Annotated in this window: 14 protein-coding genes; 3 read left to right on the forward strand and 11 right to left on the reverse strand. The window is 46.0% G+C overall.

Features of this window, described 5'->3' with window-relative positions:
• Positions 1-33: 33 nt before the first annotated feature.
• On the forward strand, positions 34-807 hold the full coding sequence (locus tag KD909_RS09710) for a DsbA family protein (RefSeq protein ID WP_196430467.1): 774 nt from the start codon (positions 34-36) through the stop codon (positions 805-807).
• A 204-nt stretch (positions 808-1,011) separates the two neighbouring features.
• Here KD909_RS09710 and pepF read toward each other — a convergent pair whose 3' ends face one another.
• From pepF to cls, 3 genes are read right to left on the reverse strand one after another with little or no spacing between them, the layout of a single operon-like run.
• Positions 1,012-2,814: an oligoendopeptidase F gene (pepF, locus tag KD909_RS09715; RefSeq protein ID WP_015881223.1), complete on the reverse strand. Its 1,803-nt coding sequence runs from the start codon at positions 2,812-2,814 to the stop codon at positions 1,012-1,014.
• A gap of 22 nt (positions 2,815-2,836) precedes the next feature.
• Complete coding sequence (locus KD909_RS09720; protein WP_211781433.1) at positions 2,837-3,892, reverse strand: competence protein CoiA; 1,056 nt, start codon at positions 3,890-3,892, stop codon at positions 2,837-2,839.
• 12 nt (positions 3,893-3,904) lie between these two features.
• A complete protein-coding gene (cls, locus tag KD909_RS09725) occupies positions 3,905-5,416 on the reverse strand; it encodes a cardiolipin synthase (protein WP_211781434.1) in 1,512 nt (503 codons plus the stop codon).
• Between the two features lie 83 nt (positions 5,417-5,499).
• Here cls and KD909_RS09730 point away from each other — a divergent pair, with 83 nt between their 5' ends.
• The gene (locus tag KD909_RS09730; protein ID WP_015881220.1) at positions 5,500-6,225 is read left to right on the forward strand and encodes an SDR family NAD(P)-dependent oxidoreductase; all 726 of its coding nucleotides are present in this window, start codon (positions 5,500-5,502) and stop codon (positions 6,223-6,225) included.
• Between the two features lie 38 nt (positions 6,226-6,263).
• Here the strand turns inward: KD909_RS09730 and KD909_RS09735 are convergent, their stop codons facing one another.
• The 4 genes from KD909_RS09735 to KD909_RS09750 form a co-directional block, all read right to left on the reverse strand.
• The gene (locus KD909_RS09735) at positions 6,264-7,496 is read right to left on the reverse strand and encodes a DUF2254 domain-containing protein (protein WP_211781435.1); all 1,233 of its coding nucleotides are present in this window, start codon (positions 7,494-7,496) and stop codon (positions 6,264-6,266) included.
• A 63-nt stretch (positions 7,497-7,559) separates the two neighbouring features.
• Complete coding sequence (gene mecA, locus KD909_RS09740) at positions 7,560-8,216, reverse strand: adaptor protein MecA (protein ID WP_015881218.1); 657 nt, start codon at positions 8,214-8,216, stop codon at positions 7,560-7,562.
• A gap of 171 nt (positions 8,217-8,387) precedes the next feature.
• Positions 8,388-8,786 carry a transcriptional regulator SpxA gene (gene spxA, locus KD909_RS09745; RefSeq protein ID WP_015881217.1) on the reverse strand — a complete coding sequence of 133 codons (399 nt, stop codon included), beginning with the start codon at positions 8,784-8,786 and terminating at the stop codon, positions 8,388-8,390.
• Positions 8,787-8,963: 177 nt separating this feature from the next.
• Positions 8,964-9,101 carry a hypothetical protein gene (locus tag KD909_RS09750; protein WP_015881216.1) on the reverse strand — a complete coding sequence of 46 codons (138 nt, stop codon included), beginning with the start codon at positions 9,099-9,101 and terminating at the stop codon, positions 8,964-8,966.
• 222 nt (positions 9,102-9,323) lie between these two features.
• Here KD909_RS09750 and KD909_RS09755 point away from each other — a divergent pair, with 222 nt between their 5' ends.
• Positions 9,324-9,857: an HD domain-containing protein gene (locus KD909_RS09755; RefSeq protein ID WP_015881215.1), complete on the forward strand. Its 534-nt coding sequence runs from the start codon at positions 9,324-9,326 to the stop codon at positions 9,855-9,857.
• Between the two features lie 76 nt (positions 9,858-9,933).
• On the opposite strand, the gene KD909_RS09760 is transcribed toward KD909_RS09755, so the two are convergent.
• Genes KD909_RS09760 through opp3b form a run of 4 tightly spaced genes read right to left on the reverse strand, consistent with a single transcriptional unit; the run spans position 9,934 to position 13,932 of the window.
• Positions 9,934-10,884 carry an ABC transporter ATP-binding protein gene (locus KD909_RS09760; protein WP_015881214.1) on the reverse strand — a complete coding sequence of 317 codons (951 nt, stop codon included), beginning with the start codon at positions 10,882-10,884 and terminating at the stop codon, positions 9,934-9,936.
• Positions 10,884-11,957 (reverse strand): ABC transporter ATP-binding protein, encoded by a 1,074-nt coding sequence (locus tag KD909_RS09765; protein WP_015881213.1) that lies wholly within the window; start codon positions 11,955-11,957, stop codon positions 10,884-10,886. Before KD909_RS09765 ends, KD909_RS09760 begins: the two co-directional genes overlap by 1 nt.
• A gap of 23 nt (positions 11,958-11,980) precedes the next feature.
• Positions 11,981-13,006, reverse strand: a complete 1,026-nt coding sequence (gene opp3C / locus KD909_RS09770) for an oligopeptide ABC transporter permease (RefSeq protein ID WP_015881212.1) — start codon at positions 13,004-13,006, stop codon at positions 11,981-11,983.
• Positions 13,006-13,932 carry an oligopeptide ABC transporter permease gene (gene opp3b / locus KD909_RS09775; protein WP_211781436.1) on the reverse strand — a complete coding sequence of 309 codons (927 nt, stop codon included), beginning with the start codon at positions 13,930-13,932 and terminating at the stop codon, positions 13,006-13,008. The genes opp3C and opp3b overlap by 1 nt, the downstream gene beginning before the upstream one ends.
• Positions 13,933-13,995 lie beyond the last annotated feature (63 nt).

A 13,995-nucleotide genomic window follows, 5' to 3' on the forward strand; every position in this document is an offset into this window, starting at 1 on the left:
AAATGAGTTTTTTGACGAGAGGAGGCGACACAAATGGAACTTGAACAATGTAATGGGTCATCCTGTTCACTGGAAGAAACTCCTATTCAAGTAACGTATAAGCCATTGGAGTTATTCTATTTCATGGACATCTCAAGTCCTGAGAACTTTCACGTGATGACACTGATCAAAAAGTTAGAGATTGAATACGGACATGTGATTCGTTTTCGAATGGTCTCTACCGTTCCTAGCTGTGTTGGCGGATGTCAGGAAGAAGTTCGCCTTCTCACCATGATTAAAGCGCTGGAATTGCAAGGGAAACGTCATGCGATGCGCTTTTTGCGTCATTTGCATGTGAATGATCTATTCTCTGGCGAACAACTTGGTTCAATCGATTTATGGGAAATCGCACGTTCTTTCGAAGAGTATGGCCTTGATTTAAGTGAACTTGAAGCCGATCTTCAATCGAACCAGCTCTTGAATGCATTAGCTGTCGACCATCAAGTGTTGAAAGATTGGGAGATTGAGTCATTGCCCGCACTCACATTCGTGACGCGCGATGAAGCATTGAAGATTGAAGGAGTATATCCGTACGATGTCTATCAATCGGTCATGACTGAATTGTTAGGTTATGCACCGAGCCGTACGACCGATTGGGATGTAGCCAAAGTGTTGGCACGCTATGATGCTTCGACCATCACAGAGCTATCGTACATTCTAGACTTAGAGAAGACAGTAATTGAACGCGAATTGAAGAAGCTCTCCCTACAACAGCGTTGCCGTCCTGTGCCAGGATGCAGCGGTGAAGCGTGGGCTCAAACGAAATAAAAAAGAACCCCATGGCCGGGGAGCCATGGGGTTTTTGACGTCTCAAGCGGGGACAAGAGACATCGAACCTTGAGGCCCGGGGAAGGCCTACAAGATGGGAGAAAGTTTACGGTCAATAAAGGGGTTTGTGATTGATTTCACACTTATAATATACCTAGTACAGAATCACCTGACAACCTCTTTGTGCATATTGTCACATATTGTTCACGAGAACAATAATGATTCCATTTCATCAAGAACTGCCTCGAACTGATCGAGCGCCTTCAATACCGGCTCCTTCGTCGTCATATCGACACCAGCCGCCTTCAGCACCTCAATCGGATAGTCACTAGAACCCGCCTTCAAGAAGTTATCGATATAACGACGTACGGCTGGCTCCCCTTCCTCCATGATCTGTTGTGACAGTGCAGCAGATGCCGAAATCCCTGTCGCATATTGATAGACGTAGTAGTTGTAATAGAAGTGTGGGATGCGCGCCCACTCATATGAAATCTCTTCATCGATGACAATCTCGTCTCCGAAGTAACGTTTGTTCAACTCGAGATATGTTTCATTTAAGTACTCCGGAGTGAGCGATACGCCTTCTTGAGCAGCTTGATGAATCATGTGTTCGAATTCAGCGAACATCGTTTGACGGAACAATGTTCCACGGAACGTTTCAAGCTGATTGTTCAGCAAGTAGAGACGCTCCTCTTTCGCTGTTCTCGTTTTCAACAAGTGGTCGTTTAACAAAGCTTCGTTCGTCGTCGATGCCACTTCTGCAACGAAGATCGAGTAATCGCCATACGGATATGGTTGCGATGTGCGTGTGTAATGACTATGCACCGAGTGTCCGAACTCGTGTGCGAGCGTGAACAAGTTATTGACGTTATCTTGCCAGTTCATGAGGATGAACGGTTGCGTATCGTACGCTCCCGAGGAGTAAGCACCGCTACGCTTACCACGCGTCTCTCGCACGTCGACCCATCGCGATTCGAGACCGTCTTTGACAATTTGGACGTACTCTTCTCCGAGTGGTGCCAAACCGTCTACCATCCATTGTTTCGCTTCCTCATATGACACTTTCATCTCGACATCTTTGACGAGCGGTGTGTAGAGGTCATACATATGCAACTCATCTAAGCCGAGCGCTCGCTTACGTAACGCGACATAACGATGTAACAAGTCGAGTCGTTCGTTCACTGCTTCTACGAGGCCATCGTATACAGACTCCGGAATCGCATTATGGTGGAGTGCGGACTGTCTTGCACTTTCAAACTTACGCACAGTTGCATAGAAGTTATCTTTCTTCACACTTCCTGACAATGTTGAGGCGAACGTATTCAAATATTGCGCGTACGTCCCGTACATCGCTTTAAATGCCCCTTCGCGAACGCTTCGGTCAGCCGATTCAAGGAACGTGATATATCGACCGTGCGTCAACTCGACTTCTTCCCCTTTTTCGTTTTTCACTTTCGGGAATTTCAAATCCGCGTTGTTGAGCATACCGAACGTCGAGCTCGATTGACCGAGCACATCTCCCGCTTGAGCCAAAATGGCTTCTTCTGCCTCTGTCAATACGTGCGGACGCTCAAGTGCCAACTCATCGAATGCATGACGATAAACGCGAAGTGACTCATTCTGCTCCATAAATGCTTCAATCTGATTCTCATCAATCGAAAGCAACTCAGGTGTCATAAACGCGAGTTGCGCTGAAACTTGAGAAGCAAGTGAGCCGGCACGATCATTCAATGCTTGATAATGGCTATTCGCCGTGTCTTCGTCATAGCGCATGTGCGCATACGTATATAGCTTATGTAACTGACGTGAGAGATCGTCCCGAAGTTGCAACGCTTCGTATAACGTCTCCGCCGACTCTCCAAGGCGTCCTTTAAATCCAATCAATGCCGGCACTTTCTCTTTTAACGCTTGAAAATCCGATTCCCAAGCCTCGTCATTGCTGTAGATGGTCTCTAAGTTCCATGTTTCTTCCACTGGAACTTGTTGTCTAGTCAATACCTCTGACATACGTCCACTTCCTTTTCGATGATTAAGTCGATTGTAAGATCAATCGCTGAAGTCCTTGAAACAAACGTGTATCGTGATGTCTGGCCTCCTCGTAATGCTTCGGATGCGGCCATGACCTGACATCACAGGATAGACGACTCGCATTCAAGAGTTGTTTCCATTGTACATGAAATGACTGGGAAAAGTCGCTTGTCGGTGTCACCCCAAATTGTCGACACGTTTTTTGAATACTCCATTCCACGGAATCGTGAGGTGACTCGTAGCGATTCAAATAAAGAACGGTTTGAAAATCAATCGGATGCACACGAATTCCCCAAAGCGATGATAGCGGAAGGTAACAGGCGGTCGGTAATAATGCGGGTAACAGACCAAGTGGATAGAGCCGATTCAATATGAGCCGTCGATTTAACAGAGATGGATAAAGGGGCGACATACGTTTACGACGAATCATCTCTGTCCATTCAAAAGCATCGAACCGGTAGTAAGCTTCGTACGGTGACGTGTTCACGGAAGATGAGATTTCCCAGTTTCCGATTCCATACTTAATCGAAATCGGAAATCCATTGAAGCGTAACAATCTCCCATTTTTCACCGTCAATAACCGATGTCGCTGAAACAGTTCTAGACGCATCCATGGTTGAAACGATTGATTGCTTCTCAAATCGAGACCGCTCGCGATCCAAATGACATCAAGCCCCGCTCGTCGATAATCAATCGTTCGCTCGGCGTATTCTTCCGGTCGCAAGGGAGATGCCTGAATTTCGAACACGGTGTGCTGCCCGTCCATGTTCGTGAGTACGTCAGCTCGACGATTCTTAATCGTCACCTCTTGCTCGACTGGATAGCCTTTCTCTTGAAGCCACTGGCACACCGCCCATTTATCCTGATGGTGCGTGACCGATTCAGCCCTCCCACAGGTGTGGATATGCGCAAAATGCAGCCGTCGCTTCACACCTTGCTTCACAATCAATACTTCCTGACAAGTCGGACATCGAAAAGGAGCAAGTTGCTCTGCTTGCATCCGACTTAATGTAAAGGAATCAATGATATCCCCTTCCCGATCGATTGCAAACCGCATCTTGCTCCCTCCTCATAGCAATGGTGAAAACATTCTAGCTAATGATTCAACGAGTTTGATAAAGAATGACCGTTTCGCGAACTCTTCTAATACGAGTTCGTGAGACCCTTCGAAATCATCATATAAGTCTTGTTTCAGCTGATGGACCGAATTCGTGTTATATAGGAGCGCATTGACCTCGAAGTTCAAATGAAAGCTCCGAAAATCCATGTTCGCCGTCCCGATCGTGGCTAATCCATCATCCACCACGATGACTTTTGAATGCATAAATCCCTTTTCATATAGATAAATCTTCACCCCGGCGAGTAACAGTTCTTCGTAATAGGACCGACTCGCGTAGAACACGATTTTATGGTCCGGATAACTCGGTAAGACGATGCGGACATCGATTCCTGATAATGACGCCGTCTTTAAGGCACTCATAATGTCCTCATCCGGAATCAAGTAAGGTGACGAAATGTAGACAGATTTTTTCGCAGCATTGATGAGTGAAAAGTAAATGGACTTCATCGTCTCATACGGTTCATCCGGTCCACTTGCAACGATTTGGACCCCTCCGCTCGCACTTCTTACCGTTTCAAGCGGTTCTAGATAGAACGGTGTGAACAGGCGTTCCCCGGTCATGTAATACCAATCTTGCAAGAAAATCAATTGCAGTTCAGATACCCCTTCGCCTCTGACATACAGATGGGTGTCGCGCCAAAAACCGAACTTAGAGTGCTCACCCAAGTACTCATCCCCTACATTCAAGCCACCTGTGAATGCCTCCGTACCATCGATGACCACGATTTTTCGGTGGTTTCGATAGTTCGTCTTACTTGAAACGAGCGGCAATACAACTGGAAAGAATGCCTGGACTTGGACACCGGCTTGCTTCATCTCTTCAAAGAACGTGCCGCTCGTATGAATGGACCCGACGGCATCATACAAAAATCGGACTTCGACCCCCGCCTTCGCTTTTTCGATCAAGATCCGCTGTATTTCCCGAGAAATGCGATCTTCCCGGAAAATATAATACTCTAGATGGATGTGTCGGGACGCTCCTTTCAGAGCCGGCAATAACTTCGAAAATTTTTCACGGCCGTTCGTCAAGACTTGCGTATACGTATTCGATGAGACCGGTAACTGGTTCAACGAAGAAGTCAAATGCATCAGCTTCTCGTAATCGTCGTGGGCGAACATGAGGGACGGCGACAACGTCATCGCTTTCTGACGATAGGCCAAGTACGTCTCTTCATCAAGCATCGCTTTTTCTTTGAACATACGTTTACGGCGATAGTTCTGACCGAATACAAAGTATGCGAATAATCCGATGACCGGAAAACCAATCATGACAATTGCCCAAATGAGCGTACGTTGTGGATTTCGATTTTCAAGTAAGATGACGAGCAATATGCTGAACGTTGTCAAAAAGACGAGAATCGAGAACAATCCGATTACTTGTGAGCTCCAGTAATACGATAATATCGCAATGAGTCCTGCGAGCAAAATGAGGGAAAAGAGTACTTGTATGCGTCGCAACATATTATAAGCTGACCTCGTTTCTGTCATGTATTATCATTAATTATACATCGTAACATCATCTTTTTGAGGGGAGCGAATAAATTATGGGGACTTTTCTAATCACCGGTGCGACAAGTGGGATTGGTCGCGCCGTCGCTTTGCAGTTGACTGGTAAGGGGCACCGTGTCATCGGGATTGGTCGGGACGAAACGAGAGGTGCCGCCCTCGAGTCTGATTCAAATGGACAAGCCACATTTATTCGATGTGACCTTGCTTCGACAGAGGACATCGATCATCTTTTCGCTCAGTTAAAAGAGCAAGGTGTGACCTTGAACGGATTATTCAATAACGCTGCCACATTCGGCAGACCGGGCACCCCTGAGCGTTTGACACATGAGTCGTATACTGAGGTGTTCGAGGTCAACCTGTATGCACTGAACACCGTCACACAGCGCGCCATTCCCTTGTTTGACCAAGGAGCGAGTGTCGTCAACAATGCCGCCATCGTCGGGCACGTCAAGTTCCCTCCGATGCTCGCGCACTATGCTGCTTCAAAAGCGGCCGTAGTGGCCTTAACCAAAACGTTCGCGCACCGAATGAAAGGAAAAGTAAGATTCAATGCCGTTTGTTTCGGACCGATTGATACACCTCTCAGTCACAAGCTATACGGCGGGGAAGCTAAGTTTAAAGAGGCGATGACCCATCATTTCCGGGGACATGCCGCCCTCCCTGAGGAAGTAGCACCGGTCGTCGAATTTTTGTTGACGGATGCCTCAACGTATATTAACGGTCAAGCCATCACGGTCGATGGCGGGTATACATTGTCTTGAACAGAGACCACCTCTTCTTTTAAACAGGTGGTCTCTACTCATGTCGCCATCTTTTTAGCCCGATTGATCTTATTGTGTAAATAGTTCTGTTCTTTCACATGAAGACGATCCCAATCAATCACATCCACAAAATATTGAATCATGTCCTCAAAGGTCGAATCGAGCGTTTCATGCGCTTGGAGGCGTGCCATTCGAATCGCTTCAAACACAGACCCCATCACGAAGATATCTCGGCTGGCATAAGTCTGCATCGGTGATAATGATTCAAATAGAATCGTCTCAAGCGTTTTTCGCTTCACATGCCAGTCGCACTTCCCGTTCGAATACAGAAAATCGCCATCCGGTAATTCACAAAGCTCTCGTAAAATATCCCCGATGTAATGAATCGCATGAATTGCGGTGTTCGGATCGTTGATTCCTGGAGAAATACCACGTAGCGCAATCTCACTCAATTTTTCAATCGCAAATGACGGGTCTTGCATCGAAGAACGCACTTCCCCAATCTCAAACAACTCGATATCCGGTGCGTCCTCGCCTTTCCAAAACCCGAGTAAATCACCTTTGGCAACGAAATCTCCGACGGCTACGACGGACTCAAAGTCCGTTTCATGATCTCCTTGTTTCTCTCTTAAAAACAATCGGATGTACCCCGTTTGCGGAGCTCGTACCGCTTGACCTTCCAATGAATGGACAGCTCGAGGCAAGACGAGATGAACCTCATCCGACTCAATCACATCTTTTTGCTCACTGATGACAGAGAGCGCTTCTTTATGTAACTCGGATAAAAGACGTTCCGCCTGAATCGAAACACTGACCGTCTGGATGAACTTGACGAATGCCCAGATTGAACCAATGACTAAGAGCACACTGATCCCAGACGACAATACGACGCCTTCATCTGCCGTACGGACGAGGAATAAGTTCGAAATTCCATAAACCGTCGTCATGATGAAAAGACCGAGCGTATGCTTGGCCGACGTGTTCGTCAAAAAGTTGTTGATCGTCCGAGGAGAAAACTGAGAGGAGTACGTCGTCAACACGACTAAAATCGTGGAAAAGCTGAACGTCATCATCGTCATCAGGCTCGTAAATGTCGAAGACAACACAGACGCGGCTGAATCCAGGTCTAAATAAATAAATTCAGGTAATAAATCTCGGAAAAACTCCCCAAACACTTGAGTGAATGCCGTTAGTATGATGCCACCCATTCCGTATAAAAATGGGACAAACCATGCGCTGTCATCAAGTAGTAATCGAATTCGTCTCACCATACCAACACCTCTTTACCGTCGATTTGAAAAAATCGCCTGTCCAACTGAACAGGCGATGTACCATTAAAAATAGTGACGCACTTTCGCAAAGACGTCGCCATCGAGAATGAGTTTTCCATACTCTTCAAGCATCGGTTGCGTCTGTGTACTGAATGTTAAATACTCTGCTAAAAGACTGAGTGCATTCTCTTCGTCTTCCGGTTCCATTTCATCCGGGAAATCAATCCACAAGTAGTAACGGTCTTGATAGTGATATAGTTTCAAATCAAGATCGCTGAACATGTCTCCTGTACGTTTACTCAGCGAAATGATTGCCTCGAAATCATTTGTTTCCATCGCGAGTGGTGCCCAAGCATCTGCCTCGGCTTCAAGTTCATCCAACTCACTCAATTGGTCGAGTACCGATTGTTGATCCCGTGCCTCATCGATTGCTGATCGAAGAAGCGAACCGAGTTCAGAATCGTCTTCCGTGTCCATTACATTTTTCGCGATTGTCACAGTCACTTCTAGACCTTTTTCAAAAGCTTGTACTTGAATCCATAGTGGACCATCAAACGAGATGTCTTCACGTTCGTGAGCCTCGTCCATCATTTGCCAGAACAGCTGCTCGCCACGTTCTCGGTTGTACCAAATTTCATCACGAGCAAAACCACGTTTTTCGATATCCACGTATGTGATGAAAAATTTGACGGTATTATCATTGATGCGCTCAATTTTCACGATTGTCCACTCCCTTCTCACCTCGCTCCCAATTCACATAAGGAGGAGAGGGGAAATTGTCTTGTTATCTTTGTACCCTTTTTAACATCGTTCAATCTAGATGAAGGGTTATAACTTTATTTTATAGGAAATAATCGATAATAAAAAGCACACTGCTTAAACAGTATGCTCTCATTCATTCACAAGACGTTGGGCTTCCTGTAATTGGAACGTCCGAACTTTACGTGGCAAGAATCGACGAATCTCATCTTCGTTATATCCGACCTGTAAACGTTTCTCATCAATGAGGATCGGACGACGTAAAAGCCCTGGATATTCTTGAATCAAATCGTAAAGCTGTTGAAGAGATAGCGCATCAACAGACACATCGATTTTAGAGAAGACTTTCGAGCGAGTCGAAATGATTTCATCCGTCCCGTCTTCCGTCATACGTAAAATTTGTTTAATCTCATTCAATGAGAGCGGTTCTGAAAATATATTTCGTTCTGTAAACGGGATATCATGTTCTTCGAGCCAAGCCCGTGCCTTTCGGCAAGATGTACAGCTTGGAGACGTATAAAGTGTGACCATTTTTCTTCCTCCCTGATCGAGTATGCGTCCATCTTTTTAAGTGACTCTATTTGTATACCCAAATTCGCATCCACTTAATTATAGTAATTCTTATTTATCAAAACTTCAATGATATTCTTTATCAATCAGATATGAAAAGAGGGCGCATTCGTTGAATGCGACCTTGAACGACCTAACTTAAGACGCAGGGATTCGAGAAACCGGTTGAGACACCGTCTCTTTCCCTGGCTTGACTTGTAAGTCTTTCAACTTTTTCTTCAATACTTCTTTCAAAAGTCTCTTTTTCTCTCGCAGAACTTTGTCACGTTCTTTCATGGCCTCTCACCCCCATACAGCGTAAGGAACCGCCCGAGCATTACCGATTCTGAAAATCTTGAAGTTGCACTATATCTACATTTAAATTATAGCACACTCGTTTGTGAAATGTGAATCATTCTTACACGTTTATCTCATATTTACATCAATATCGTTTGCAATGACTTGAAGAAACCTGTATAGTTTATAGAAATAACCTTTTTATTTTTAGGGAGGAGAGCGATGATGAGAATCACTTTAGAAACGATTATGAAACATCCGGTTACCCAAAAATATCTAACTCGATCTGGCTTAAAACATGCGGTCGACGTCTGTGAACGCGCTCTCGAAATGGCAACGAAACGTGGTCTTGATACAGATTTGGCGACGAAAGCTGCGCTTCTTCATGATATCGGACACTATGAATGGTATACAGAAGGTAAATGGAATTATGATTTGTATCGTCAGAACGATATCCATGCGATCAAAGGGGCTGAACGGGCTCATAAACTATTAATTCGATTAGGGGAAGATCCAGCCCGGGCAAAAGAGATTTCTGTCATGATTCTGTTGCACACGGATTCCTATTTACCACCGAGTCGTATCCAACGGACCCCACTGCAACAACTCGTCCATGATGCGGACACGTATGTGGAGCAGCCAGGCGGTCTTCACCATTATGAAACAATGGAAATTGAAGATGCGCTAGCTCGCGTCCGTCAAATCGATGCCATCGTCGAGCGTCTTGCTAATTTACCACGCATCTCAAACGGATAATCAGTCACCTACTTTAATAGGTGATTTTTTGTGCAAAAAAAATCCTGACTCAATAAATGAGTCAGGATTGATTTCGTTACACGAGTTGCGCTTTATACGCTTCGTACTCTTCGTCTGTGAGCGAGACATAGTGTCCTGGCTCAACTTCGCGAAGTGGGGGGATGCTTGAATCTTCATCTGAACGTCCAACTGGACCTTTTGATGTTGACTCGTATACGATCCGCTTACGTGTACGTTCATGCTCCGGGTCCGGAAGCGGAATCGCTGAAAGGAGCGATTTCGTGTATGCATGAATTGGGTTCTCGTAAAGGCGATCTGCTGTCGCAAGCTCTACGAGGTGACCTTGATACATAACACCGATACGGTCAGAGATGTATTTAACCATCGACAAGTCGTGGGCGATGAACAAATACGTCAAATCGCGATCGCGTTGCAATTCTTTCATCAAGTTGACGACCTGCGCTTGAATCGAAACGTCAAGTGCTGAGATCGGCTCATCGGCGATAATGAAGTCCGGTTCAACCGCAAGGGCACGGGCAATCCCGATACGCTGACGCTGACCACCCGAGAATTCGTGTGGGTAACGGCTTGCGTGCTCTTTCGTCAAACCGACTGTTTCAAGAAGGTCATATACGCGGTTCATGCGGTCTTCTTTCGTCTTCGCAAGACCATGAATATCGATTCCTTCTGCGATGATATCGGCGACCGTCATACGCGGATTAAGCGATGCGTATGGATCTTGGAAAATCATTTGCATCGCACGGTTGAATTTCAACTTGTCTGCTTTTGATTTTTTATCGTGGACGTTTTCGCCTTTGAACACAACATCGCCATCCGTCGCATCGTAGAGACCGATAATTGTACGTCCTGTCGTTGACTTACCGCAACCAGACTCACCTACGAGTCCAAGCACTTCACCTTTGTAAATATCAAATGAAATCCCGTCGACCGCTTTGACAACGCGACCACGACCAATTTTAAAGTGCTGCTTCAGGTTTTTTACCTCGAGTAATTTCTCGCGTTCCATTATTCAGCACCACCTTTCGTAAACGATTTTGCGAACGCACTGTCTGGACGATATTTGAGAGCGAGTTCACGAATCGCACGTGGCGGATTAACCGCTGGTGCTTGTGGGTGTAACAACCAACTTGAAGCAAAGTGTGTATCACTTACTTGGAACATCGGTGGCTCTTTCTCAAAATCAATCTTCATTGCGTATGGATTACGCGGTGCGAACGCATCCCCTTTTGGAGGATCGAGCAAGTTCGGAGGCGTACCCGGGATTGCCGGTAACGCTTCATTGCGGTCATCCGTCGGACGCGGCATCGAACCGAGAAGCCCCCATGTGTATGGGTGACGTGGTTCGTAGAAAATTTCATCAACCGTTCCTTTTTCAACGAGACGTCCTGCATACATAACAGCAACACGGTCAGCCATGTTCGCAACAACGCCAAGGTCGTGCGTGATGAAGATAATCGCTGTGCCGGTCTTTTGCTGAATATCTTTTAACAGTTCAAGAATCTGCGCTTGAATTGTTACGTCGAGTGCTGTTGTCGGTTCATCGGCAATCAACACTTTCGGGTTACATGCGAGTGCAATCGCAATAACGATCCGTTGACGCATCCCACCAGAAAGTTGGTGTGGGTACTGTTTCAAACGTGCTTCAGGGTTTGGAATCCCTACAAGTGTCAACAATTCGAGCGTGCGTTTCTTCGCATCCTCTCCCGTTAACCCTTGGTGCTGTTTCAACCCTTCAGCGATTTGCTTGTAAATCGTCATCGTCGGGTTGAGTGACGTCATCGGGTCTTGGAAAATCATTGCGATGTCGCGACCACGAATTTTTAACATTTCTTTTTCCGAAAGCTTCGCCAAGTCTTTTCCTTCGAACATGATTTCTCCGTTCGTGATCTCACCTGGAGGGTTCGGAATGAGACGCATAATCGCCTTCGAAGTAACGGATTTACCTGAACCCGACTCTCCTACGATGGCGAGCGTCTCGCCTTTTTTCAAATCAAACGAAACACCACGAACAGCTTGAACTGTTCCTGCATATGTGTGGAACGAGACCTCTAAGTCTCGGACTGATAAAATCGTTTCCATGCACGAGTCCCCCTCTTTCTTTTTTATTTACGCATTTTCGGATCGAACGCATCACGCAAACCGTCAGCAAGCAAGTTGAAGCTGACCATGAGCAAGACGATGATGACAGACGGGATAATAAGAAGGAACGGGAAAGTCCGTAGTTCTTTGTATCCATCGTTGATCAACGTACCAAGTGATGCCTGTGGTGGTTGAAGCCCGATCCCGATAAAGCTGAGGAATGCCTCGAAGAAGATGGCAGATGGAATCGTGAACATGAGCGTGATGATAATCGCGCCTAATGTGTTTGGAATCAAGTGTTTGAAAATCAAACGCGTACTAGATGCACCCAATGTGCGAGCTGCCAAGACGAACTCTTGGTTTTTAAGCTTGAGAATCTGACCACGAACGAGTCGACTCATCCCGATCCAACCGGTGATGGCCATGGCAAGGATGATGGTGAAGACACCCGGGTCAAAGATCAAGATGAACAGGATGATCAAAATCAAGTTTGGTACACCTGTCAAGATTTCAACAATACGTTGCATGATGTTATCGGTACGTCCACCGAAGTAAGCTGAGATTCCACCGTATGCGACACCAATAATTGTATCGATGATAGCAGCGACGAACCCGATGAAGAGAGAAATACGTGTCCCTTCCCAAATACGTGACCAAAGATCACGACCGAGATAATCTGTACCGAACCAGAAGTTTTCTTCTACATTCTTCTGTTCATAGAAGTCGATTTCACGACCGCCAAGTGTTGCCAATCCATCAAATCCAGCCCATTCAAGTCCTGTGACTTTAGGCGGAAGCTTCGCTTGCGAGATGTTTTGTTCATATGCATCTCGGCTTGAGAGCATCGGGCCAAATAAAGCGAGAGCGACAAGAATTAAAATAATAGACAGCGAGATGATGGCTGCTTTGTTTTTCTTTAAACGCATCCATGCATCTTGCCAGAAGTTTAAACTTTTCCCAGCGATTCGCTCGCCAAGCTGTTCATTCATTTCAACTGGTGTGAACATGTCTTGGTCGAACTGTTCGTAATTCTTTTTGTTTTCAATCATCAGTTATTCCCCCCAAGACGAATACGTGGGTCCACAACCCCATAGAGCAAGTCGACAAGCAAAATGATAATAATGAATAAGCCTGAGAAGAACAATGTCGTTCCCATGATGACAGAATAGTCGTTCAACGTAATCGACGTAACGAACAACTCACCAAGACCAGGTACCGCAAAGATTTTCTCGATGACGAACGTACCCGTTAAGAGCCCTGCTGTCATCGGTCCGAGAATCGTGATGGCAGGAATCATGGCGTTACGGACCATGTGTTTCCATACGATCGCGTTACCCGTCAACCCTTTGGCTTTTGCGAGCGTGACATAATCTTGTCCGGTGACTTCAAGCATCTCCGTTCGGACGAAACGGGCAATGGCTGCCGTTACCCCTAGCGATAGTGAGATGGTTGGTAAAATCGTATGAGCTGGCGTTTCCCAGAATGCGACCGGGAGTAACTGTAATTTAACTCCAACATAGTACTGAAGGAGGGCTGCAAAAACGAACGATGGGACGGAAATCCCGATTACCGATACGAACATTGAACCATAGTCAATGACCGTATTGTGACGAATCGCTGCGACAACACCTAACAATACACCTAGAAGAGTTCCGAGAACTAATGCTTGGAGCCCTAGTTGTGCCGAAGGACCGATACGTTCCATAATCAACTCAGTTACTGGACGGTTAGCTGTACGGAATGATACGCCAAGGTCACCTTGCAACATGTTTCCGATGTACGTAGCATAGCGGACCGGAAGCGGATCATTGAGTCCGTAGCGGTCATTCAACAATTGAATTTGTGATTCTGTCAGTTTTTCCTGGTTCTGATACGGCGAACCTGGGAGCAGGTCCATCAGGAAGAACGTGAACGTGGCAATCAAGAAGAACGTGATGAGGCCGTAAGTCAGCCGTTGTAGGATATAACGTCCCATGAATAAAAACCCCCTGTTTTTTTCTGATTCTTTCTACTACTTGCACCAACAGCTTTACTATGA

The sequence above is a fragment of the Exiguobacterium sp. PFWT01 genome, assembly GCF_018255795.1.
Taxonomy (GTDB): Bacteria; Bacillota; Bacilli; order Exiguobacteriales; family Exiguobacteriaceae; genus Exiguobacterium.